General features: G+C 49.8%; 26 protein-coding genes. 11 read left to right on the top strand and 15 right to left on the bottom strand.

Going from position 1 to position 23589, the window contains the following annotated elements; translation table 11 throughout:
* Positions 1-123 precede the first annotated feature (123 nt).
* From yajC to HMPREF2872_RS06285, 4 genes are all read left to right on the top strand, one after another.
* On the top strand, positions 124-390 hold the full coding sequence (yajC, locus tag HMPREF2872_RS06270) for a preprotein translocase subunit YajC (RefSeq protein ID WP_070632146.1): 267 nt from the start codon (positions 124-126) through the stop codon (positions 388-390).
* A 75-nt stretch (positions 391-465) separates the two neighbouring features.
* The gene (gene secD / locus HMPREF2872_RS06275; RefSeq protein ID WP_070632148.1) at positions 466-2319 is read left to right on the top strand and encodes a protein translocase subunit SecD; all 1854 of its coding nucleotides are present in this window, start codon (positions 466-468) and stop codon (positions 2317-2319) included.
* 3 nt (positions 2320-2322) lie between these two features.
* On the top strand, positions 2323-3258 hold the full coding sequence (gene secF, locus HMPREF2872_RS06280; RefSeq protein WP_049350727.1) for a protein translocase subunit SecF: 936 nt from the start codon (positions 2323-2325) through the stop codon (positions 3256-3258).
* A gap of 325 nt (positions 3259-3583) precedes the next feature.
* Complete coding sequence (locus tag HMPREF2872_RS06285) at positions 3584-4465, top strand: carbohydrate kinase family protein (RefSeq protein WP_049350726.1); 882 nt, start codon at positions 3584-3586, stop codon at positions 4463-4465.
* 79 nt (positions 4466-4544) lie between these two features.
* On the opposite strand, the gene HMPREF2872_RS06290 is transcribed toward HMPREF2872_RS06285, so the two are convergent.
* The 6 genes from HMPREF2872_RS06290 to rimP form a co-directional block, all read right to left on the bottom strand.
* A complete protein-coding gene (locus HMPREF2872_RS06290; protein WP_049350725.1) occupies positions 4545-5102 on the bottom strand; it encodes a nitroreductase family protein in 558 nt (185 codons plus the stop codon).
* Positions 5103-5212: 110 nt separating this feature from the next.
* Entirely contained in the window at positions 5213-5392 is a 180-nt protein-coding gene (locus HMPREF2872_RS06295; protein ID WP_049350724.1) for a calcium-binding protein, read from the bottom strand.
* A complete protein-coding gene (locus tag HMPREF2872_RS06300) occupies positions 5389-5577 on the bottom strand; it encodes a hypothetical protein (protein ID WP_003686017.1) in 189 nt (62 codons plus the stop codon). The genes HMPREF2872_RS06295 and HMPREF2872_RS06300 overlap by 4 nt, the downstream gene beginning before the upstream one ends.
* Positions 5578-5926: 349 nt before the next feature.
* Positions 5927-8836 (bottom strand): translation initiation factor IF-2, encoded by a 2910-nt coding sequence (infB, locus tag HMPREF2872_RS06305; RefSeq protein WP_070632151.1) that lies wholly within the window; start codon positions 8834-8836, stop codon positions 5927-5929.
* Between the two features lie 11 nt (positions 8837-8847).
* Entirely contained in the window at positions 8848-10353 is a 1506-nt protein-coding gene (gene nusA, locus HMPREF2872_RS06310) for a transcription termination factor NusA (RefSeq protein WP_070632154.1), read from the bottom strand.
* Between the two features lie 27 nt (positions 10354-10380).
* Entirely contained in the window at positions 10381-10812 is a 432-nt protein-coding gene (gene rimP, locus HMPREF2872_RS06315) for a ribosome maturation factor RimP (protein ID WP_003685973.1), read from the bottom strand.
* 343 nt (positions 10813-11155) lie between these two features.
* Here rimP and serC point away from each other — a divergent pair, with 343 nt between their 5' ends.
* Entirely contained in the window at positions 11156-12262 is a 1107-nt protein-coding gene (gene serC / locus HMPREF2872_RS06320; RefSeq protein ID WP_070632156.1) for a phosphoserine transaminase, read from the top strand.
* A gap of 63 nt (positions 12263-12325) precedes the next feature.
* On the opposite strand, the gene HMPREF2872_RS06325 is transcribed toward serC, so the two are convergent.
* The 4 genes from HMPREF2872_RS06325 to rnhA form a co-directional block, all read right to left on the bottom strand.
* Positions 12326-13519 carry an LD-carboxypeptidase gene (locus tag HMPREF2872_RS06325; RefSeq protein WP_070632158.1) on the bottom strand — a complete coding sequence of 398 codons (1194 nt, stop codon included), beginning with the start codon at positions 13517-13519 and terminating at the stop codon, positions 12326-12328.
* Between the two features lie 73 nt (positions 13520-13592).
* Positions 13593-13991, bottom strand: coding sequence for an HIT family protein (locus HMPREF2872_RS06330; RefSeq protein WP_049330909.1), 399 nt, complete (start codon positions 13989-13991; stop codon positions 13593-13595).
* Positions 13988-14302 (bottom strand): hypothetical protein, encoded by a 315-nt coding sequence (locus HMPREF2872_RS06335; protein ID WP_070632161.1) that lies wholly within the window; start codon positions 14300-14302, stop codon positions 13988-13990. The genes HMPREF2872_RS06330 and HMPREF2872_RS06335 overlap by 4 nt, the downstream gene beginning before the upstream one ends.
* Before the next feature lie 10 nt (positions 14303-14312).
* Positions 14313-14750 carry a ribonuclease HI gene (gene rnhA, locus HMPREF2872_RS06340; RefSeq protein ID WP_036473212.1) on the bottom strand — a complete coding sequence of 146 codons (438 nt, stop codon included), beginning with the start codon at positions 14748-14750 and terminating at the stop codon, positions 14313-14315.
* Positions 14751-14869: 119 nt separating this feature from the next.
* On the opposite strand from rnhA, the gene HMPREF2872_RS06345 reads away from it, so the two are divergent.
* On the top strand, positions 14870-15259 hold the full coding sequence (locus HMPREF2872_RS06345; protein WP_003678731.1) for a PH domain-containing protein: 390 nt from the start codon (positions 14870-14872) through the stop codon (positions 15257-15259).
* Between the two features lie 12 nt (positions 15260-15271).
* Positions 15272-16141 carry an SAM-dependent methyltransferase TehB gene (tehB, locus tag HMPREF2872_RS06350; protein ID WP_070632165.1) on the top strand — a complete coding sequence of 290 codons (870 nt, stop codon included), beginning with the start codon at positions 15272-15274 and terminating at the stop codon, positions 16139-16141.
* A 56-nt stretch (positions 16142-16197) separates the two neighbouring features.
* On the opposite strand, the gene HMPREF2872_RS06355 is transcribed toward tehB, so the two are convergent.
* Both HMPREF2872_RS06355 and HMPREF2872_RS06360 read right to left on the bottom strand, forming a co-directional pair.
* Positions 16198-16698, bottom strand: a complete 501-nt coding sequence (locus tag HMPREF2872_RS06355; protein ID WP_070632168.1) for a GNAT family N-acetyltransferase — start codon at positions 16696-16698, stop codon at positions 16198-16200.
* Positions 16699-16711: 13 nt separating this feature from the next.
* Entirely contained in the window at positions 16712-17248 is a 537-nt protein-coding gene (locus tag HMPREF2872_RS06360; protein WP_070632169.1) for an isochorismatase family protein, read from the bottom strand.
* Positions 17249-17401: 153 nt separating this feature from the next.
* Here HMPREF2872_RS06360 and argS point away from each other — a divergent pair, with 153 nt between their 5' ends.
* The gene (argS, locus tag HMPREF2872_RS06365) at positions 17402-19120 is read left to right on the top strand and encodes an arginine--tRNA ligase (RefSeq protein WP_070632172.1); all 1719 of its coding nucleotides are present in this window, start codon (positions 17402-17404) and stop codon (positions 19118-19120) included.
* A gap of 156 nt (positions 19121-19276) precedes the next feature.
* On the opposite strand, the gene HMPREF2872_RS06370 is transcribed toward argS, so the two are convergent.
* Together HMPREF2872_RS06370 and HMPREF2872_RS06375 are read right to left on the bottom strand one after the other, a co-directional pair.
* On the bottom strand, positions 19277-19633 hold the full coding sequence (locus HMPREF2872_RS06370; RefSeq protein ID WP_003686136.1) for a SpoIIAA family protein: 357 nt from the start codon (positions 19631-19633) through the stop codon (positions 19277-19279).
* 18 nt (positions 19634-19651) lie between these two features.
* Positions 19652-20542 carry a DMT family transporter gene (locus tag HMPREF2872_RS06375; RefSeq protein ID WP_070632175.1) on the bottom strand — a complete coding sequence of 297 codons (891 nt, stop codon included), beginning with the start codon at positions 20540-20542 and terminating at the stop codon, positions 19652-19654.
* Positions 20543-20716: 174 nt separating this feature from the next.
* On the opposite strand from HMPREF2872_RS06375, the gene HMPREF2872_RS06380 reads away from it, so the two are divergent.
* The gene (locus HMPREF2872_RS06380) at positions 20717-21064 is read left to right on the top strand and encodes a cupin domain-containing protein (protein ID WP_003686176.1); all 348 of its coding nucleotides are present in this window, start codon (positions 20717-20719) and stop codon (positions 21062-21064) included.
* A gap of 73 nt (positions 21065-21137) precedes the next feature.
* On the opposite strand, the gene HMPREF2872_RS06385 is transcribed toward HMPREF2872_RS06380, so the two are convergent.
* Complete coding sequence (locus tag HMPREF2872_RS06385; RefSeq protein WP_070632178.1) at positions 21138-21890, bottom strand: CPBP family glutamic-type intramembrane protease; 753 nt, start codon at positions 21888-21890, stop codon at positions 21138-21140.
* A gap of 206 nt (positions 21891-22096) precedes the next feature.
* Here HMPREF2872_RS06385 and HMPREF2872_RS06390 point away from each other — a divergent pair, with 206 nt between their 5' ends.
* Positions 22097-22495 carry a DUF350 domain-containing protein gene (locus HMPREF2872_RS06390; protein ID WP_193699298.1) on the top strand — a complete coding sequence of 133 codons (399 nt, stop codon included), beginning with the start codon at positions 22097-22099 and terminating at the stop codon, positions 22493-22495.
* 50 nt (positions 22496-22545) lie between these two features.
* A complete protein-coding gene (locus tag HMPREF2872_RS06395) occupies positions 22546-23559 on the top strand; it encodes an SPFH domain-containing protein (RefSeq protein WP_070632181.1) in 1014 nt (337 codons plus the stop codon).
* Positions 23560-23589 lie beyond the last annotated feature (30 nt).

The following is a 23589-nucleotide window of genomic DNA, read 5'->3' on the forward strand; positions in this document are numbered from 1 at the left end:
GGAAATGCTTGGAAATTTTTCAGACGGCCTTTAGAATAGCTCAATTTTACAGTCCGACCAACTGCGTTTTGGGCTGTATGCAGTTTTTTACTTTATCTTAAAACTCAAAAGAACGGATATATTATGAATCAAGCTGTGGCTCAATTTGCCCCTTTACTGCTGATTATGGTGGTGTTTTACTTCCTGATTATGCGTCCTCAACAAAAGAAATTCAAAGCACACCAAGCTATGCTGGCTGCTTTGAAAGTAGGCGATAAAGTCGTTTTGGCTGCAGGTTTCAAAGGCCGCGTGACTAAAGTCGGCGAGCAATTCTACACTGTCGACATCGGTCAAGGTGTGAGAATCGAAGTAGAAGTGGAACGCAACGCGATTGCCGCGAAAGCCGAATAATCCGTTTTTTTGCGAAAAGCCGCCTCATTTTCCGAGTGCGGCTGTTTGCCTTTATAAATAAAGCAAAGGTTTACCATGAACCGTTATCCTTTATGGAAATACCTGCTGATTGCGTTCACGATTGTGGTTGCGGCTGTTTACTCGCTGCCCAACCTTTTCGGTGAAACGCCTGCCGTACAGGTATCGACCAACCGACAAGCCATCGTTATCAATGATCAAACTCAGTCTAAAGTGTCTTCTGCGTTGCAAAGCGCAGGTATTCAGACGGACGGTATGTTCATTGTCGATAACTCGCTGAAAGTGCGTTTTAAAGATACTGAAACGCAACTGAAAGCGCGTGATGTCATCGAAAACACTTTGGGCGAAGGCTATATTACCGCGCTTAACCTTTTGGCGGACAGCCCTGAGTGGATGGCGAAAATTAAAGCCAATCCGATGTTCTTGGGTCTTGACTTACGCGGCGGTGTGCATTTCACCATGCAGGTGGACATGAAAGCCGCGATGCAGAAAACGTTTGAACGTTACGCCGGCGACATCCGCCGCGAATTGCGTCGCGAAAAAATCCGTACCGGTACGGTGCATCAGGCTGAAAACGGTCTGACCGTACCTCTGCAAGATGCCGCTGATGTACAAAAGGCCTTGCCTCAGTTGCAAAAAATGTTCCCTGAAGCCACTTTAGTTGCAGACAGTAACAATATCGTGCTGACTCTGTCTGAAGAGGCGATTAATAAAGTACGCTCTGATGCGGTTAAGCAAAACATCAATACTTTGCACAACCGTGTGAACGAATTGGGTGTGGCAGAACCGGTTATCCAGCAATCCGGTCTTGACCGCATTGTTGTACAGCTGCCGGGTGTACAAGATACTGCCAAAGCAAAAGACATTATCGGTCGTACTGCGACTTTGGAAGTACGCATGGTGGAAGACGATCCGATTAAACTGCAAGAAGCCTTAAACGGTAATGTACCGACTGGTTATGAGTTACTGTCAAGCGGTGGCGATCATCCGGAAACTATTTTGGTCAACAAACAAGTTGAACTGACCGGCGACAACATCAACGACGCGCAACCTAGCTTTGACCAAATGGGCGCTCCTGCTGTGAGCCTGAGCTTGGACAGCGCAGGTGGCAGCATTTTTGGCGAATTGACTTCGGCCAATGTGGGTAAACGTATGGCTATGGTGTTGATCGACCAAGGTAAATCCGAAGTTGTGACTGCGCCTGTCATCCGCTCCGCCATTACCGGTGGCCGTGTGGAAATTTCCGGTAGCATGACAACTGCCGAAGCCAACGATACTTCATTGTTGCTGCGTGCCGGTTCGCTGGCTGCGCCTATGCAGATTGTCGAAGAACGTACCATCGGCCCGTCTTTGGGTAAGGAAAACATTGAAAAAGGTTTCAATTCCACCTTGTGGGGCTTTGCCGCCGTTGCCGCATTTATGGTGGTTTACTACCGCCTGATGGGTTTCTTCTCTACCATCGCTTTGAGTACCAATATCTTGTTCTTGGTAGGTATTTTGTCTGCCATGCAGGCAACGCTGACCCTGCCGGGTATTGCTGCGTTGGCATTGACATTGGGTATGGCGATTGACTCCAACGTATTGATTAACGAACGTATCCGTGAAGAATTACGCGCAGGTATACCACCTCAACAGGCCATCAACCTCGGTTTCCAACATGCTTGGGCAACCATTGTCGACTCTAACTTGACCTCTCTGATTGCCGGTATTGCTTTGTTGGTATTCGGTTCCGGCCCTGTACGTGGTTTTGCTGTTGTGCACTGTATCGGTATTCTGACCTCGATGTATTCGTCTGTGGTCGTGTTCCGTGCTTTGGTTAACCTGTGGTACGGCCGCCGTCGCAAATTGCGGAATATTTCCATTGGTGCGGTATGGAAGCCGAAAGCTGAAATGGCAGAAGGCAAGGAGTAAAACATGGAATTATTTAAAATCAAACGCGATATTCCGTTTATGAGCTACGGCAAACTGACGACCTTTATTTCGTTGGTTACGTTTATCGCCGCCGTGTTCTTTTTGGTAACCAAAGGCCTGAATTTCTCCGTCGAATTTACCGGCGGTACGGTAATGGAAGTCCAATATCAGCAGGGCGTGGATGTGAATCAAACGCGCGAACGCCTCGATACGCTGAAAATGGGTGATGTACAGGTTCAGGCATTGGGTACGAATAAACATATCATGATCCGCCTGCCGAACAAAGAAGGCGTAACGTCTGCCCAGCTGTCCAACCAAGTGATGGATTTGCTGAAAAAAGACAATCCTGACGTTACTTTGCGCCAAGTCGAATTTATCGGCCCTCAGGTTGGCGAAGAATTGGTTACCAATGGTTTGATGGCATTGGGCTTCGTAGTGGCAGGTATCATTATTTACTTGTCCATGCGTTTTGAGTGGCGTTTTGCAGTATCTGCGATTATTGCGAATATGCACGATATCGTGATTATTCTCGGCTGTTTCGCCTTCTTCCAATGGGAATTCTCACTGACTGTCTTGGCAGGTATTTTGGCAGTTTTGGGTTACTCCGTGAACGAATCCGTGGTTGTGTTTGACCGTATTCGTGAAAACTTCCGTAAGCCGCATATGCGCGGCCACACCGTGCCGGAAGTCATCGACAACGCGATTACCGCAACCATGAGCCGTACCATCATTACCCACGGTTCGACCGAGGCAATGGTTGTTTCTATGCTGGTGTTCGGCGGTGCAGCCTTGCACGGTTTCTCTATGGCGCTGACCATCGGTATCGTGTTCGGTATTTACTCTTCCGTATTGGTTGCCAGCCCGCTCTTGCTGATGTTTGGCTTGAGCCGTGAGAACATTGCCAAAGAAGTGAAGAAAAAAGAAGAAGTTGTAGTCTAAACACTGCAATAATTCGATAAAGGCCGTCTGAAAATTGTTTGAATCAGTTTTCAGACGGCCTTTTGTATTTAAATTTCAGAATATTTTGTTTTAATGAAATAGAAAGGGATAAATGTGAAAGAAAAAGAAAAAAATAGGAACAATATAATTTTGTGATGAATCAAGTTTATTGTCTGATATGCCCTTAATTGCTTGTCAGTCCCAATATTTTAAAACATAATACTTTTGCCCCCGATGCTGGAGTTTTACTACAAGTACATGATTTGCAAAAAATCTGTTGGGCGTGCAGACCCTGCCAATCAACCTCAAAAAAGGAAGGCCAAGAATGAAAGTAACCAGTTTCGGCGAAGTGCTGTGGGACGATTTTCCAAACGGAAAGGTATTGGGTGGTGCACCCCTGAATGTTACCGTTCGTTTGCAGTCTTTGGGTATCGATACTGCCATCATCAGCCGTCGTGGCGATGATGCCGATGGCGAAGAATTGCTACGCCAGATTCAAAGCAAAAACGTCAATACTGATTATTTGCAGGTTTGTCATGAATGTTCGACCAGCTTGGTGAAAGTACATTTGGATAAGTGTGGCAGCGCGTCTTATGAGATTGTCTATCCTTGCGCGTGGGACAGGATTGCGGTTGATGATGCGGCAATCAAACGTGTGGCAGAATCCGATGCTTTCGTTTTTGGCAGCTTGGCAACCCGTGATGAAGTTTCGCGTAAAAGCTTGGCTGTTTTGCTGAAAGAAGCCAAATTCAAAATTTTTGACGTTAATCTGCGCAAGCCCCATTATGATCTTGACCGCTTGTTGGAGACCATGAAACAGTCCGATATGGTCAAACTCAATGATGATGAGTTGTATGAATTGGCTGCGGCCTATGGCTCTCCTTATCACAGTATCGAGCAAAATATCGGCTACCTCGTTGAGCTGACCGGCGTCAAAATCCTTTGCGTGACTTTAGGCAGCCATGGCGCGGTTTTGTATAAGGACGGCGAGTTATACCGTCATTGCGGTTTCCGCGTCAAAGTGGTGGATACCGTTGGCTCCGGCGACAGCTTCCTTGGCGGCTTGACTTACAAACTGCTGAACAATGCGCCTCCTCAAGAAGCCATTGCTTTTGCTTGTGCGTTGGGTGCATTGGTGGCTTCACGCCATGGCGCGACGGCGGATATTTCTTTGGAAGAAATTGAAGCGTTTATGTATCCGGCTTGATGCTTCGATAATAGATATAAAAAGGCCGTCTAAACAACCATTAAATCAGGTTTTCAGACGGCCTTAGTGTTTTCAGGCTTTACCAATAAGTTGTAAAACATTCCAAGTTGGTATTTTTCGGGCCGCCGCCTTCTTCTGTCGGCGAACCAATCATCATCAGACCGATGATTTTGTCTTTGTCGGCACACTCAAATGCTTCGCGCAACAATGGGCTGTTGACCCACATGCCCGTAATCCAAACGTTGTCGAAGCCTTGAGCAGAAGCAGCCAGTTGTAAAGCATAGGCGGCGCAGCCGGCAGTCAGCATTTGCTCCCATTCAGGTTTGGGTTTTGCCACTTCACGGTTTGGCGTAAATGTAACGCCGATAATCATAGGCGCCATGTTGCCGACGCGTTCGGCTTTTTTCATGGTATCATCGCCGAAGTTGAGTTCGGTAACGGTATTGCTCAACAGCTCGCGGAAACGTTGTAAGCCGACTTCGCTTTGAATCACAGTAAAGCGGTAAGGGCGCATATTGCCGTGATCAGGAACTTGTGTTGCCGCTTGCAGCATTTGTTCCAGTTGCTCGGCATTGGGTGCCGGAGCAGTCAGTTTTTTGGAAGAGCGACGCGTGGTGAGGAGATTTAAGGCATCCATTTTTATTCTTTCTTGTGAATTCGAATGAGAATAATTATATAGCAGAACGATAAATAAATCAGCAAAGGACTAAGGCCGTCTGAATTAAGGTTTCAGACGGCCTTTGAGTTTTACAGGATACCGTTGTTTTGTGTATTTTCAGTAATCAGTGCTTTGTTGATTTCGTCGGCGGTGTAGCTCTTACCGTTTTCGAATACAAAGCTGTCGACATTATTGTTGGCAATGTCATGGATGGTCAGGGTGTCGCCTGTATCTTTGATGGTTAAGACCCAATCATCGCCGGTTTTCAACTGTAAACCGTATCATCTCTGCCATTTGGGTTTTCAATGATTTTATCGTCGCTGCGGGTTACATAATAAACGTCATCTCCCGATGTGCCTGTTGTTGCTTGTGCAAGGGGGGATGGCTGCAATTGCTCTAAATGTCGTAATTCAAATTGCGCATTGCGGATGCGCATTGCTTTTTCGATTGTCATGATATTTTCTTTAGATATTGATGAGAGTAACAAGGAAGTAAACGTATCCGGCATATGGCCGGTATTGCTTAATTTGTATTGTGTTTAGGCTGTATATACTAGTGCCGAAATTTGAGAAAAACAACAGAAACGTTAAGATATGACAATATGTAGCGAGCCTTATCAGGCTTAGTTTGCCGTCTATTCTTTTGCCAAATGGCTTTGCCTTGTGCGGCTGTTTTGTTTCTTATATACCACACATCAATTTCAATAGTTTCAAACTATGAATGGTTGTAAAAAGGCCTCTGAAAAAAAGAAGCAGGTTTCGCATTGCAAAACCTGCTTCTGATTTTTCAGACGGCCTGTTTGATTACAGAGTACGGGCAACTTCGACGATGTCGAAACATTCGAGTTGGTCGCCTTCCATAATCTCGTTGTAGCCTTTGAGCATCAGACCACATTCGAAGCCCATACGGACTTCTTTGACGTCGTCTTTGTAGCGTTTCAAAGAAGACAGCTCGCCGGTATGGATAACCACGTTGTTGCGGATGAGGCGGACATGGGAATCGCGTTTGACCACACCGTCGGTAACCATACAGCCTGCAATGTTGCCGACTTTGGAAACGGAGATAACCTGACGGATTTCAACCGTACCGGTTACTTGCTCTTTCTCTTCCGGAGAGAGCATACCGCTCATGGCGGCTTTCACGTCGTCGATGGCATCGTAAATGATGTTGTAGTAACGGATTTCCACGTTTTCATTCTCAGCCAGTTTGCGTGCGGAAGCATCTGCACGGACGTTAAAGCCGATGATGAATGCGCCGGAAGCGATGGCCAAGTTGACATCAGATTCGGTAATGCCGCCGACGCCGCTGTGCAACACGTTCACTTTTACTTCGTCGGTGGACAGTTTTTTCAGGCTGCCCGCCAAAGCTTCGTAAGAACCTTGTACGTCTGCTTTGATGATGACGGACAAGGATTGGGCTTGGTTTTCGCCCATATTGTTGAACATGTTTTCCAGTTTCGCGGCCTGTTGTTTGGCCAAGCGCACGTCGCGGTATTTGCCTTGACGGAAGAGGGCGATTTCGCGCGCTTTTTTCTCGTCGGCCAATACCATTGCATCTTCGCCTGCGTTCGGTACATCCGACAAGCCGAGGATTTCGACAGGGATAGACGGGCCGGCTTCATTGATGGCTTTGCCGTTTTCGTCAACCATTGCACGGATTTTACCGAATGCAGTACCGGCCAGCAGCATATCGCCTTTTTTCAGTGTACCGCTTTGAACCAGCAATGTGGCAACCGCGCCGCGGCCTTTGTCCAAACGAGCCTCAACGATGATGCCTTTGGCAGGTGCATCGACAGGGGCAGTCAGTTCCAAAACTTCGGCTTCGAGTAAGACGGCTTCGAGCAATGCATCGATGTTCAGGCCTTTTTTAGCAGAAACGTCGATGAACTGTACGTCGCCGCCCCATTCGTCAGGTACAACTTCATGCGCAGTCAGCTCTTGGCGGATACGCTCAGGGTTGGCAGCTTCTTTATCGATTTTGTTGACGGCAACCACCATCGGTACGCCCGCAGCTTTAGCGTGGGCAATCGCCTCGATGGTTTGCGGCATCACGCCATCGTCGGCTGCTACAACAAGAATCACGATATCGGTTGCTTTCGCACCGCGCGCACGCATGGCGGTAAACGCTTCGTGACCCGGAGTATCCAAGAAGGTAATCACGCCGCGAGGGGTTTCAACGTGGTATGCACCGATGTGTTGGGTAATGCCGCCCGCTTCGCCTTGTACCACTTTGGCACGGCGGATGTAGTCCAGCAGGGAAGTTTTACCGTGGTCAACGTGACCCATCACGGTAACAACCGGCGGACGTGGCAATGCTTCGGCTTCTACTGCTTCAACGCCTTCATCCAGGAATGCTTCAGGGTCGTCGGCTGCGGCAGGTTTACCGATGTGGCCGAGTTCTTCCACCACAATCAGGGCAGTGTCTTGGTCGATAGATTGGTTGATGGTTACCATCATGCCCATTTTCATCAGGGCTTTAACCACTTCGACGCCTTTAACGGCCATTTTGTGTGCCAAGTCGGCAACGGTAATGGTTTCAGGCACCAAAACTTCGTGTACGACAGGTTCGGTCGGCGCTTGGAAGGCGTGTTGGTTTGGCTCAAGTTTGAGTTTTTTGCCTTTTTTGCCGCCGCGTACGCGCTCGTCGTCGCCATTGCGAGCATTATTGCGGTCACGGCCGCCTTTGCCGCTTTTACCTTTGGCGTTACGGCCTTGGTTTTCTTCATCACGGTCACGACGGTCTTCTTTTTTACCGCGCGCGTTGTGTTCGGATTTGCCTTCGCCGGATGCTGCTTTGGCTTTCTCGGCAGGTTTGTTGCGTTCGCCTGATTTGGCTTCTTTAGTAGGTTTTGAGTCTTGATCGGCCTGTTGTTTCATGGCTTCACGGCGTGCTTGACGCTCTTGTTTTTCTTTCAATAAGGCTTCTTGGTGCGCACGCAGGGCGGCGGCACGACGGGCCTCTTCATCGCGTTGAGCCTGTTCTTCTACGCTGACGACAGGTTGCGGTACGGCAGGAGCGGCAGGTTTGGCAGCTTTTTTCGCTTCTTTGCCTTTGCCGCCTTTGTCTTGTTTGGCTTTGGCAGGTTTTTTGGCTTCGGCTGGTTTTTCAGCTTCAACGGATTTTTCAGACGGCTTGTTGTCTGCTTTAGCCTCAACTTTTGCTTCGGCCTTGGCTTCTACGGCTTCAACCGGTTTGGCTTCTTCTTTTTTGGCTTCTTCTTTTTTTGCTTCGGCAGGTTTGCCTTCCGCTTTTGGTGCGGCTTTGGCTGCTTTCAGTCTGGCTGCTTCGGCCTCTGCTTTGGCACGTGCTTCGGCTTTTGCGGTAGCTTCTGCTTCAGCTTTGGCTTTTTCTTCGGCAGCTTGGGCGGCTGCTTTTTCTGCCTCGGCTTTTTGGTTTTCCGCTGCTACTTTGGCTTTGGCTTCCGCTGCCAATTCTTCGGAAGAAGGAATGGTAACGGCACGGCTGCGGCGGCGTGTTTCCACTTTTACGCCGTCAACTGTGCTGACTTCGGTTTTTTTACGGCGGATGCTGATGGTGCCGCTGTTGCTGCCGTTTTTCTTTTGCAGGTAAGCAGTCAACAGTTGTTTGTCGTCAGTGGTTATGCTGTCATTGCCGCTGTTTTTGTTGACCCCGGCTTCTTTCAATTGTTTAAGCAAATCATCGACGGGGCGGTTTAGTTCGGCGGCAAATTGCGCTACGGTTGTATTACTCATTCAGTACCCCCTTAGTTGTTTTCTTCAGTAAACCAGTGTTCGCGTGCAGCCAAAATTACTTTTTTGGCTTCTTCTTCGTCAACACCGGTAATTTCGACCAATTCGTCAACAGACAATTCGGCCAGATCATCGCGTTGGGTTACGCCGGCTTCGGCAAGTTTGCGCAACATATCGGAATCTACGCCGTCCAAATTGCGCATGTCTTCAGACACTTCACCCAGTTTTTCTTCTGCGGCGATGGTAATGGTCAGGATCGCATCGCGTGCGCGATTGCGCAGGGTTTCAACGATTTCTTCGTCAAAGCCGTCAATCGAGAGCAATTCTGCCGCTGGAACGTAAGCAACTTCTTCCAATGTGGCAAAGCCTTCTTCCACCAAGATATCGGCGGTTTCGTCGTCGATGTTCAAGTGGGTGGTGAAGAGGTTGCGGATAACCGCGTCTTCGGCAGCATTGCGCTCGTCGGCTTCTTCAATGGTCATGATGTTCAGCTGCCAGCCGGTCAGGATGGAAGCCAGGCGGACGTTTTGACCGCCGCGGCCGATGGCCAGCGCCAGTTGGTTTTCATCAACGATTACGTCAACAGCGTGTTTGTCTTCGTCAATTACGATGCGGCTTACTTCGGCAGGAGACAGCGCATTCATCACGAATTGGGCAGGCTCAGGAGACCACAATACGATGTCGATGCGTTCGCCGGACAATTCGTTGCTCACGGCGTTAACACGGGAACCGCGCACGCCGATACAAGTACCTTGCGGGTCGATGCGTTGGTCGTTGGCTTTAACGGCAACTTTGGCGCGTTGGCCGGGGTCGCGTGCTACTTCGCGGATTTCCAACAGGCCGTCTGCAATTTCAGGTACTTCGTTAGCGTAGAGTTTGGCCAAGAAGTCGCCGCTGGTACGGCTCAAAATGACTTGTTTGCGGCCGGTATTGCCGATTTCGTCCACACGCAGGAAGAGGGCGCGGATGCGGTCGCCGCTGCGGAAGTTTTCGCGCGGAATCATTTCTTCGCGCGGAATCAGGGCGTCAAGTTTGCCTGCGACGACTTCCACGATGATGCCGTGGCGCTCGACACGTTTTACCGTACCGGAAACGATGTCTTCTTTAAAGGCGAGGAACTCGTTCAGGTTTTGTTCGCGCTCCGCATCACGGATGCGTTGCAGGATGATTTGTTTGGCAGTTTGCGCGGCTTGGCGGCCGAAACCTTCGTTTGGCAGCTGCTCTTCGTAGTATTCGCCGATTTGGATGGTGGTACCTGGAATTTCTTCTTGGATTTCCTCGATGGTTTTTTCTACGTCGGGGTAGGTGTAGTCTTCATCGGCAACAATCAGCCAACGGCGGAAGGTTTGGTATTCGCCGGTATCGCGGTCGATTTCGACGCGCACGTCCATGTGCTCGCGGTCGGCTTTTTTCTTGGCAGCAGTAGAGAGGGCGAATTCAAGGGCTTTGAATACGACTTCCGTTTCAACGTTTTTTTCACTTGCCAGCGCTTCGGCCAGCTGTAACATTTCGCGACTCATTTTCTAGAATCTCCAAGTAATCGGTTTTTAAAATTTAAATTCGGGGCGCAAACGGGCTTTGTCGATGTTGCTCAATTCGATTTGGGCGGTTTTGCCATCGAAAGAGACGGTAACGATGTCGTTTTCGCAGGATTCGATGCGGCCGATGAAGTTTTTCTGACCATCAATCGGCAGGCGTGTTTTGATTTTGGCGTTCTGGCCGGCAAAGCGCACAAAGTCGGCGGCTTTTTTTAACGGACGGTCAAGGCCCGGGCTGGAGATTTCCAAACGTTTGTAGTCGATGTCTTCAACCATAAACACGCGGCTCAGATGGTTGCTGACAGTGGCGCAGTCTTCGACGGTAATGCCGCCTTCTTTATCGATGAAAACGCGCAAATCTCCTTGTGCGGTCAGTTCGAAATCGACTAGCTCGTAGCCCAAGCCGGGCAGGGTTTTATCAAGAATGCTTTGAATATCCATGCTTCTCCAGAAGTACATAAACAAAAAAATGGCCGCGCGGCCATTTTTCGTGTGATTTGAAAAATTGGCCTATTATAACTGTTTTCAAGATAAAAGAAAAGTGTTGATTTGGCGTGGATTTTTTGAAGTGATTGCTTAAATGTAAAGGGTAGGGTCGAGGCCGTCTGAAAAGGAAATTGTTGACAAGTTTTGATATAGCGTTTTTGAAATTATTTTGGAAAACAAAGAATTGGTGTTGCTTTGTTTTCAGACGGTCTTGGATTTTCTGATTTTTCGTGCTTGCACAATGTGCAAGGCGGTTCTACAATTTCCTTATACTCTCCGAATAAGAAAGAAGACCGCCATGTCCGCACACCCGATTTACAATTTTTCCGCAGGTCCTGCCGTATTGCCGGAAGTGGTATTGCGTACCGCGCAACAGGAAATGCTCGACTACAACGGTACGGGTTTCCCCGTGATGGCGATGAGCCACCGTTCGGATATGTTTTTGAGTATTCTACATCATGCCGAACAAGACTTGCGCCAGCTTTTGAATATTCCGTCCAACTATAAAATCCTGTTTTTACAGGGCGGTGCGACCACGCAATTCAATATGGTGGCCATGAATTTGGCGCATGGTTTTGCGACTGCCGACGCGGTGGTAACGGGTAACTGGAGCCGTATTGCCTATGAACAGATGAGCCGTTTGAGCAATGCCGAAATCCGTTTGGCCGCGCATGGCGGCGAGCAATATGCCTATAAAAACCTGCCTGCGGTGGAGGATTGGGATGTCAATCCGAATTCTGCGTTTATTCATTTTGCGATTAATGAAACCGTCAACGGCTTGCAGTATCAAAACGTCCCCAAACTTTCAGACGGCCTGCCGCCGCTGGTGTGCGATATGTCGAGCGAGATTTTGTCGCGTGAGTTTGATGTATCCGATTACGGCTTGATTTATGCAGGTGCACAAAAAAATATCGGCCCTGCCGGTGCGACCGTGGTCATTATCCGCGAGGATTTGCTGGAGCGTTGTCCGAAAGATATTCCCGATGTGTTCAACTACCGTTCGCACATCAACCGCGACGGTATGTACAACACGCCTTCTACTTATGCGATTTATATGTCAGGTTTGGTGTTCTGCTGGCTGCAAACGCAGGGCGGTGTGAAAAAAATTGAAACGGTCAATCGAATAAAGGCACAAACCTTGTATGAGACGATAGACGGCAGCGGCGGTTTTTACATCAACGATATTCATCCTGATGCGCGTTCCAAAATGAACGTGGTCTTCAAAACCGCAAGCGAAGACTTGGACCGCCGTTTTGTGTTGGAAGCTGAGTTGCAGGGCTTGTGCCTGCTCAAGGGCTATAAAACCGTCGGCGGTATGCGTGCCAGCATTTACAATGCGATGCCGCTTGAAGGTGTGAACGCGTTGGCTGACTTTATGAAAGATTTCCAACGACGTTACGGTTAAGATGAAGATATAAAAAGGCCGTCTGAAACTGGGTTTCAGACGGCCTCTTGATTTGAACAAACCTTATTCGGTGACTTCTTCAGTGATGCTGTCGCGGTAGATAGTACTGTCGTAAGTCGGAACAGGAGGCGGCAGCAGGTTGTCGAGTGTCAGCGCGGACGGGTTCAGTGTCGGATAGCTGCTGAAGGTGACGGAATAACCGCCGTTGCCGGTACTGCGGACTTTGGCATGCGCGCCCAAGGGGAAAGTAGTTTTGTTGGTGATGTGGCCGAATGGGAAACCGGTCAACACAGGAATCTTTGCAGTGCGCGAAATGTGGTTAACGACGGCGGAGAAGTCGTAGCTGGAGTCGTACACGTCGCGGATGGTGCCCATGCGGAAATCGCCGAAGATGATGGCACGTTGTTTTTGCAAAACACCTGACAGATAAAGCGTGTTGAGCATGCGCTCGATGCGGTAGGGTTGCTCGCTGACGTCTTCGATAAAGAGGATGCCGCCTTGAATATCGGGCATGTAAGGCGTACCGGCGAGGGAGGCGAGAACGCTGAGGTTGCCGCCCCACAATGTGCCTTCGACGTTGACATCGGCGCGTTGGATGGTTGGGACATCGACGATGTTGACGTTGTTGGTCGTGCCGCGGATGAAAGAATCCATGGTAAAGACGCTGGGGGCAGCTTTGCCGAATTCGCTGTACACCATCGGGCCTGCAAAGCTCATCATATTGCCTTTGGCCAACAGGGCGAGTTGGATGGCGCACACGTCGCTGAAACCGAAGAACAATGTGCCGCGTTCGCGCATTCTGGCACCGAGTGAGGCAAAGTCGATTTGAGGCAGGATGCGTGCCGCGCCGTAGCCGCCGCGCAGGCCCATCAAGACTTTGGGCGTTTCGACACGGCCGCTGGCAACGTCTTGGAAGTCGGCGGCACGTTGGGCGTCGCTGCCGGCAAAGCGTTGGTAACGGCGGCTGCCTGCCTGTTGGTTGGTCACGGTAAAGCCTGCATTGTAGAGGCGGGTCAGGCCGGTGGTCACGCGGTTGGGGTCTTCGGCGAAGCCTGACGGCGCAACAACGCGCAGGAGGTTGTCGCCGGAACGTGGCGGATGGGGTTGCTTAGGTTGCACGGTTTTGGCTTTCGTGGTGGTAGAAGTGGTTTTGGTTTGCGGCGTGGTGGTCGTGCCTGTGCCGCAGGCTTGCAACAACCCTGCGCCTGCCGCGGCAGAGCAGGTACGCAGGAAATGGCGGCGCGTGGTGGAGTTCATTGAGGTTTTCCTTTCGTTATATGTTCAGACGGCCTGAACTTGGCGTGTCGGTCTTTACAGGCCGTCTGAAAGTTTAAGCGATTAAGTTTTTGATTTGTTGCGGCCAATTTTCGGGCAAGGTCATGCCGTGTTCGCGGACGGGCGCGGCCCAAATCGGCGCGGGGAAGTTGGCGTCGTTTTCAAAGCGGGCGATGACGTGCCAATGCAGGTGTGGCACAACATTGCCGAGGCTAGCCAAATTAATTTTGGCCGGGCGAAAGACTTGGCGCATTGCGGCTTCAACCTGATACACCATTTCCATGATTTCGTTGCGTTCGGCAGGGGAAAGGTCGGTCATCTCGGAAACATGGTCATTCCAAATAACGCGGCAGAATGCCGGTGCGCCGGCTTCATTGTGGACGGCGATAACGCGCAGGTTTGGCGTTTGCAGCAAAATATCTTCGTTGTCGGCAGTACAGATGGGGCAGGTCATGGGTTTTTCTTTCTCAGTCTGAATAGGAATCGGATGATTTCAATCAGGATTTTTAGAATGAGGTAAATAGCAGTCAGTGTGATGAATGTGAAAAACCACGGTTTGGGTATAAACCACCAAAATAAATAGGCGGGCGTGATTAAGTCGTCACATTCTTCGGCACTCTCAATGTGATCGCACAATCCAAAGTTAAAATAATCATTGACATTATGAAAGGGCGAATAGGCGAACATAAGTGCTATTGGTGTCACACAAATCGATGCAATGATGGCAATCCAAAACAACGGCTTGAGATGTTTGAGTGCAGTCATGGACGAAGTGTTATGCAAATTTTGCCGCCCCTTGATTGGCGAGCTCGTCGGCTTTTTCGTTTTCAGGGTGTCCGGCATGGCCTTTTACCCACGTCCAGCGGACATCGTGCTGTTGAACCAAACTATCCAGCTCTTTCCATAAATCGTCGTTTTTGACCGGTTTTTTGGCGGCGGTTTTCCAGCCGTTTTTTTTCCAACCGTGTATCCAGCTTTCCATGCCGTTTTTGACGTATTGCGAGTCGGTGCAGATGACGACTTGGCAGCGGCGTTTTAAGGATTTCAGTCCTTCGATGACGGCGGTCAGCTCCATGCGGTTGTTGGTGGTTTCGGCTTCGCCGCCGAACAGTTCTTTTTCATGTGTGCCGTAGCGCATAAATACCCCCCAGCCGCCTGCGCCGGGGTTGCCTTTGCATGCGCCGTCGGTGTAGAGGTAAACGGGTTTATCCATGGGCATGTCTTTGTCGAATAAGGCGGTATCATAACATAAGGCCGTCTGAAATATCGGCAAATACGGTTTGCGCGTGTAAAATACCCTGCACTTATCACTCGTATAGAAAGCAGGCAGATATGGGATTGTTCAGCGGCCTTTTGGGCAATGCTTCGCAAAAAGACGCCGATGCGGTCGAACGCGATTTGGCGAATATCCTGATTGATGGCGAACAGGTAAAAATGGCATTCAGCCTGGTGCGCGATTTGATTGTGTTTACCGAATATCGGCTGGTGTTGGTGGACAAGCAGGGGTTGACCGGCAAGAAAGTGTCTTACCGTTCGATTCCGTACCGTTCCGTGTCGCGCTTTTCGGTGGAAACCTCGGGCCATTTCGATTTGGATGCCGAGCTGAAGATTTGGGTTTCTTCCGGCGAGGCACCGACCGAAACCCTGCAATTTAAAAGTGACAAGAGCGTGATTGCCATTCAGAAAGCCTTGGCAGAAGCTGTGTTGAAACCGTCAAAATAGAAAGGAAACATGATGAGCGAACAGCAAGAATTGTTTTGTTACAAACAGATGCCGGTGTGGACGGCGGACGAGATTTCCGAAGCCTTGTTGTCCAAACACAATACCGCCGCCGGTACTTGGGGCTGCCTTAATGTCCTCCAAGGCCGTCTGAACTTCAACGAAGTGGACGAGGCGGGCAATATTACGGCCACGCACGAGCTGACGCCTGAAAGCGATGATTGGATTATCCATCCGCAAGCATGGCACTTTATCGCGCCGCAAACGCAAGACACGGAAATCCAACTGTCGTTTTACTGCGAGGCGGCGGACTATTTCAATAAGAAATACGGCATGAGCGCGACACATTCGGCCGTCCGCGCCGCCGAAGGCATCGTGCCCGTCGGCAAGGTTTTGGATATGGGCTGCGGCCAGGGCCGCAACGCGCTGTATCTGGGTTTGAAAGGTTTTGACGTTACCGCTGTCGATAATAATCCGAACGCGGTTCAAAACGTGGAAGAGCTGGCGCGTATCGAAGAACTGAATGTCCGTGCGTTTGAATACGACCTCAACGCCGCCAATATTCAGGAAAACTTTGATTATATGGTGGCGACCGTGGTGTTTATGTTCCTGATGCCGCGTTACGTTCCTGACGTGATTGCCAATATGCAGGAACACACCAACCCCGGCGGCTACAACCTGATTGTTTCTGCGATGGATACGGAAGATTTCCCTTGCCCGATGCCGTTCCCGTTTAAGTTTAGCGAGGGCGAACTGCGCGAATACTATAAGGATTGGGAGTTGGTGGAATACAAGGAAGAGTTGGGCTCGATGCACGCGAAAGACGAATTCGGCAATCCGATTCAGTTTAAATTCGTTACCATGTTGGCGAAGAAACCGGAATAAAGGTTTTACCGTAAAAAGGCCGTCTGAATTCAGTTTTCAGACGGCCTTTGTCGTCATCAATCCACAATCCTTTTGCCCAAAATCACGACGTCTGCCAACATGGTGTCCAAATCGCAGACTTGCGGCAGCCGCCCCCATTCTTCAAAACCGAAACGGTGAAACAGGTTCAGGCTCGGATAGTTGTGGCCGAACACAAGCGCGATGACGTTGCGGATATCCAATGACGGCGCACGTTCGAGCATGTGCCGCAACAGGATTTTGCCCACGCCTGCGCCGCGCATATCGTGGCGGACATAAATGCTGACTTCCGCGCTGATGTGGTAGGCGTAGCGCGGATGGTAGTCGCTGAAACTACCCCAGGCTAATACGGTGCCGTCGGTATCGTAAAGGGCGTAGATCGGGCGTTTGTCCGTGTGCGCGGCAAACCACATTTCGCGTTCGGCAACCGTGGTCGGCGACAAATCGGCCGTGGATTGGCGTGTGGCCACGGTGCTGTTGTAAATATCGACGATGGCGGGCAAGTCTTGGCGCAGGGCAGGGCGGATGGTGTATTGCATTTCAGACGGCCTGTTATTGAATCAGTTTGGAGATGGTCTTAAAGACCGGATGTTTGGCATCGCCGAGCAGTTGGAACAAAATACTTTCGACATTGGAAATGATAATGCCCTGACGGCTCAGTTGCGCCAAACCATTGTCGCGGTTGGCCGTTGTGCGCGAGGCGGTGCATTCAAAAGGCAGGGATACGGCGTAACCTTGCGCTTTCAAATCCAAGGCCGTCTGAAGCATACAGATATGCGCTTCCGCACCCACCAAAATAACGTTTTTAATGTCGTTTTTGCGTAATATTTCCTGAATTTCAGGTAAAAACGCCGAAAATCGGGTTTTCTCGACAACAGGCGTGCCTTCAGGCAACAGCAGCGATACGGCGGATACGGTGTTGCCCAAACCTTTCGGATATTGTTCGGTTACGGCAAAGGGTACGTCCAAAGCCGTCAAACCTTGAACCAGCAGGCGGCAGCGTTCCACCATTTCATCCGCGCCGGAAAGGGCGGGTAGCAGGCGTTCTTGAATATCGACAATCAGACAAAGCGTATTTTTTGGGTTCATGGCTTTTCCTTTCAGACGGCCTTTACGGCAAAATCGTTGAATCAGAATGCAATCATATAATAAGCCGCTGGAAAAGTATTGCAGCTTGCCCTGTTTTAAAGCCCGAAATTCTTTTAAAATACCGCCTGATTTGAATTGATAGAGACCGATAACATGAATTTATACCAAACCGTCGAACGTGAAGCCCAAGCAGCCTTTGCCGCTGCCGGTTTGTCCGACAGCCCCGTCGTATTGCAGGCGGCGAAAAATCCCGATTTCGGCGATTTCCAAATCAACGGCGTGATGGGTGCGGCAAAAAAAGCCAAACAAAATCCGCGCGAGTTGGCGCAAAAAGTCGCCGAAGCATTGGCGGACAACGCCGTGATTGAAAGCGCGGAAGTCGCCGGTCCCGGTTTTATCAACCTACGCCTGCGCCCCGAATTTCTTGCCCAAAATATTCATGAGGCTTTAAACGACGCGCGTTTCGGTGTGGCAAAAACTGACAAACCACAAACCGTCGTCATCGACTATTCCTCGCCCAATCTAGCGAAGGAAATGCACGTCGGCCATCTGCGTTCCAGCATCATCGGCGACAGCATTTCGCGCGTATTGGAATTCATGGGCAACACCGTCGTCCGCCAAAACCACGTCGGCGACTGGGGTACGCAGTTCGGCATGTTGGTCGCTTATTTGGTCGAGCAGCAAAAAGACAACGCCGCGTTCGAGCTGGCGGACTTGGAGCAGTTTTACCGCGCCGCCAAAGTGCGCTTTGACGAAGATGCCGCCTTTGCCGACACCGCGCGCGAATACGTTGTGAAGCTGCAAGGCGGCGATGAAACCGTATTGGCGTTGTGGAAACAGTTTGTCGATATTTCGCTCTCGCACGCCCAAGCCGTTTACGACACGCTGGGCTTGAAACTGCGTCCTGAAGATGTGGCGGGCGAATCGAAGTACAACGATGATTTGCAACCCGTAGTCGATGATTTGGTCGAAAAAGGTCTGGCAGTCGAAGATGATGGCGCAAAAGTCGTGTTCTTGGACGAGTTCAAAAACAAAGACGGCGAACCTGCCGCATTTATCGTACAAAAACAAGGCGGCGGCTTCCTTTATGCTTCCACCGACTTGGCGTGTTTGCGCTACCGTGTCGGCACGCTTCATGCCGACCGCCTGCTGTACGTCGTCGACCACCGCCAAGCCCTGCACTTCGAACAACTTTTCACCACTTCCCGCAAAGCAGGCTATCTGCCTGAAGATGCAAAAGCCGAGTTTATCGGCTTCGGCACGATGATGGGCAAAGACGGCAAACCGTTCAAAACGCGCAGCGGCGATACCGTAAAACTGGTTGACCTGCTGACCGAAGCCGTCGAGCGCGCCACCGCTTTGGTGAAAGAGAAAAATCCTGAATTGGGTGCAGACGAAGCCGCCAAAATCGGTAAAACCGTCGGCATCGGCGCGGTCAAATACGCCGATTTGAGCAAAAACCGCACCAGCGATTATGTGTTCGACTGGGACGCCATGCTTTCGTTTGAAGGCAATACCGCCCCTTACCTGCAATACGCCTATACCCGTGTGCAAAGCGTATTCCGCAAAGCCGGCGAATGGAACGCAACCGCGCCAACCGTTTTGGCCGAACCGCTGGAAAAACAACTAGCCACCGAGTTGCTGAAATTTGAAGACGTACTGCAAAGCGTGGCAGACACGGCATATCCGCACTACCTTGCCGCCTACCTCTACCAAACCGCCACCCTGTTCAGCCGCTTCTACGAAGCCTGCCCGATACTCAAAGCTGAAGGCGAAACCCGCAACAGCCGCCTGCAACTGGCGAAGCTCACCGGCGACACGCTGAAACAAGGCTTGGATTTGCTGGGCATTGATGTGTTGGATGTGATGTAAGTTTTTGAATAAAATGATAAAAGGCCGTCTGAAACTTTGCAGGTTGTAAGGTTTCAGACGGCCTTTTTGATGCTTTGAAAAATATTGTGATACCGTTGATTTTGAGCCTAAGCGGTTTTGAATTTGCTCAGGTAATGCGTTCAGACGGCCTTGTCTTTATTTCAAATTGCTTGCCAACAACCAAGCCTGCGCTTCGGTGGCATCGCTGAAATATTTGGGATGTTGGTTGGTCAGGAGGCTGGAAAGGCGCGCGCCGAGTTTGATCCAAATGTCGTCGGTAATGACGGCAACGCGGCCAAAGTCGGTTTCGTGTTGGTTGAGGAATTTGATTTGTTCGACCGCCATATCGATGGTGAAGTCTTTCAGCATGGACAAGTCCAACAGGATGTCGGGCAGATGGACTTTTTGTTTCGCGGCCAACAAGGCTTCTTCCAATTGGCGGAAATCGTCCAGAGTGAACTCGTTGTACAGCGCTACGTTTAAGCCGTAAGATTGTTCGCGGATGGAAATCATGGTGTTCTCCTTGTTAAATTATTGCTTCATCAGAAATTTTTTGATTGAGGCCGGAGTAAAACTGCTGAACACGCCGCCTGCAACAATGATAACCATGCCGGCGGCTTCCTGCCAAGTGATTTTATCGCCGAAAAGCAGTACGCCGGATAGGGCGGAGAAAACGACGGTCAGGTAGGAAAGCGAGGCAACGGTAAATTTCTTGCCGACCTTATAGGCGCGGGTCATGGCCAATTGTGCAATCATGGCGGAGATGCCGATGCCGGCCAGATAGGGCAGGGAGGAGATGGTCAGCGGATGCCAGCCTGTGATGGTGCTCCAGACTGCGCCCATAATCAGGCCGGTAAGCGAGAGGTAAAACACCACGCGCCAGCCCGGCTCGCCCAAAAGCGAGAGTTCGCGTACCTGCAAATATGCCCAGCCCGACATGGCGCCGCCTGCCAGACTGACTAGCGCGGCAAATTCCTGTCCGCCTTGAAAAGATGGGTTGAGCAACAGGATAACGCCGATAAAGCCCATAACCAAAATGGCTTGGGTATAAAGCGTAATTCGTTCTTTTAAAATGAAAAATGAAAAAATGGCCAGCCAGATGGAGGACGTGTAGTTGAGCGTGACGCCTGTTGCCAGCGGCAGATGTATGACGGAATAAAGCGTGCACATCATGGCAAGCGTGCCGATGACGCTGCGGTTGAGATGGGTTTTCCAATGCGGCGTGGAAAATGTGTTGCCTTGCGCTTTGGCCATGATGCCTAAGAACAGGGTGGAGACCAGCATGCGCCAAAAGACCAGCTCGCTGCTGGAAAAGCCGAAATGTGTAGAGGCGGCTTTGACGGAGAGGTTCATGACGGTAAAGCTGAGCGCGGCAATAACCACCCATGCCGAGCCGAGCGGATCTTTTCTGATGGTTTCCATTTGATGGGTATGTAAAGCGATTTTATTAATAAGAAAATATTATACAGGTCAATCAGGCCGTCTGAAAAATATCGTTGGGTTTCAGACGGCCTTTTTATTAGAAAATAAGAATTATTATTGAGTAATGAGGTGGGTTTTTATAGAATGGAAGCCCTGTTTTAAGAAAGGCTTGCCATGAAAGTATCTAATATTTCTGCTGTATTGCTGTCTGCTTTGTTTTCCGTTGCCGTTTCTGCTGCGCCTTTGGGGGAGGTTTCCTCCGAAAACGGTAAAATTTTCAGCGGCGAAAATTACATGGTTGTTAAGAAAGACATGAAGAAAGGGGAGCAGATTAAACCGCACGATCATCCGGGTTTTAAAACGCTGATTTTTGCCGTTGGAAAAGGAAGCTTTGACGTGACGTTGAATCAGACTGAAAAGCATACGGTCGGCGCAGGCTCGGTGTTGAGGTTTGGCGGCGATGCAGTGATTGAGGCTGTTGCAACCGAAGATGCGGATGTGGCAATTACTTTGATTAAGTAAACCGATAGATGATAAAAGGCCGTCTGAAAAATAATGTTTCAGACGGCCTTGTTTATTCATCCAACCGTTGCTATTAAGCGCAAATCAAATAGATGAAGCCGGAGCCGAAGATATCTGCCAAGGCGTGAACCAGGAAAAACGGCAACAGGTTTTTGACTTTGTATTTGTAGAAGAAGTAGTACATCAAGCCGAAAACAACGCCGATAACGGTCGCCCAAAGCATACCTTGATAAGTATGGAAGGAGACGCGCACCAAGGTCGAATAGGCCAATGCCTGCCATTTGTATTTGTCTTCCACGCAGGTTAAAAGGCCGAGGAAACAGAATTCCTCATAAAAGCCGTTTAAAAGGCCGTAGAGGATGGCCATTGGAGCAAGGGCGGCAAATTTGTCGAAGATGGATAATGGTTTGATGTATTGGAAAATTTCGGTGGTAAAGTAATTGTAGCCGCCGCTTAACGAAGTTACCGCATCGGCGGTCAGACCCATCAGGATAAAAATTACAGGTGTCCAAAACAATACGCCTAAATTAAAGCGAATCGGCAACTGTTTGAAGTCGAAACGGCGGATAACGAGGTAAACCAGAGCAATAGCAAGCAGCGTCAGCTGCAGGCTCATGTTTTCAGAATAAGCCACGCCGGTTACCGCAGTATCGCGCACTTCTTCGGTAGCAGCGGCCGTTTCCACTTGCGGCATCAGGCTGGCGATATAAAGTTGGGTAGAACGGTAGGCAAATTGACCGAACAGGATGGCGGTCACAATCAGCATGTCAAACCAGCGCAGATGGCGCAAAGGCTCTTTAGGGCGGATGGCGGCGAGTATGCTCATATTCTCCTCTTTGTTCTAATTAAATAGCGGTGCGCAATAGTTACATAAATATACAAAAATCGTCAACAATTATCACAATAAAACATGAATTAAAAAATCTGACCGTTTCAGACGGCCTGAAGCGCTTCTAAAAATGCCATATTTCCGAAGGGTTTATCTTCAAAAATATGGCATAATCACTTTATTGCAAAACAAGGAATCTTATCGTGAGTATTTCTCTGTCCCAATATCTGCTTTACCTGCAATATATGTTGGCAGGTGTTGCCATGACTGTGGTTTTCGGTGCCGTATATCTGCGGATTACCCCTGCCGAAGAATTGCGCCTGATTAAAAACGGCAACCTTGCCTGCGCCTTGGCGTTTGGTGGTGCGTTAGTCGGTTTCTGTCTGACGCTTGCCTCAAGCATTGCCCACAGTGTCAGCTTCATCGATTTTATCCTGTGGGGACTTGCCGCAGCAGTGATTCAGATTTTTGTCTATTTCGCAGCAACAATGATGATTAAAGGCGCTACCGCAGAACTTATCGGCAACAATGTCGCCGTCGGTGCGTTGTTTGGCGCAGTGTCCATCTCGATCGGCATTTTGAACGCTGCTTGCTTGACTTAAATACCCATACCTTGAATTTTGTATCCCGATTTATTTTATAAGGAGTTGAAATGTTCAACTTTATCAAAAAACAGTTTATCGACGTCATTCAATGGCCGAATCCCGATGACAGCCTGTTGATGTGGCGTTTTCCGATTGCCGATGAGGAGATCCAAAACGGTGCGAGCCTAACTGTGCGTGAGGCGCAGATGGCGATGTTTGTCGATGAAGGCGTAACCGCCGACGTGTTCGGTCCGGGGCGTTACACGCTCAATACGCAAACGCTGCCTGTACTGACCAACTTGAAAAACTGGGACAAGCTCTTTGAATCCCCGTTTAAATCGGATGTTTACTTTTTCAATACCAAACAACAGCTTGCACGAAAATGGGGCACGTCCCAACCTGTTACCATACGCGATGCCGAGTTTGGCGCGGTGCAACTGCGTTCGTTCGGTATGTATTCTTACCGCATCAGCGATCCGGCAAAATTCTTTAAAGAAGTCAGCGGCGTGGCGGCGCAATACAGTGGCGTAGACTTGGAAAACCAGTTGCGCAATATTGCAGTTACCCAATTGGCAGCCGCGTTTGGCAGCTCCGGTATCCCATTCTTGGATATGGCGGCGAACCAAGTTTTGCTGTCGCAAAAAATCGGCGAATTGCTTGGCGCGGAATTTGCCAAGCTGGGTTTGGCGCTGGGAAACTTCACTGTTGAAAGCATTACCTTGCCTGCGTCTATTCAGGCTGCGTTGGATAAGAAAATTTCGATGGGCGTTATCGGCGATTTGGGACGCTACACCCAATATCAAACCGCCGAATCCATCCCGCTTGCGGCACAAAATGAAGGCGGACTTGCCGGAATCGGTGCAGGCTTGGGCGTGGGTGCCGGTATTGGTCAGGCGATGGCGGGTGCCATGTCAGGCATGATGCAGCCGAATATGCAACAGGCTCAGCAAAATGTTCAGCCGGCTGCCGAAGATCCGCAGGCGAAATTGATGAAACTCAAGTCTTTGCTGGATGGCGGTTTGATTTCGCAAGAAGATTTTGATAAAGCCAAGGCTGAAGTGTTGAAACAGTTGATTGGTTAATCAATTGAAGGCCGTCTGAAAAATATCATT

Origin of the sequence: Neisseria sp. HMSC069H12 (genome assembly GCF_001812735.1) — a bacterium.
Classification (GTDB): Bacteria; Pseudomonadota; Gammaproteobacteria; order Burkholderiales; family Neisseriaceae; genus Neisseria; species Neisseria subflava.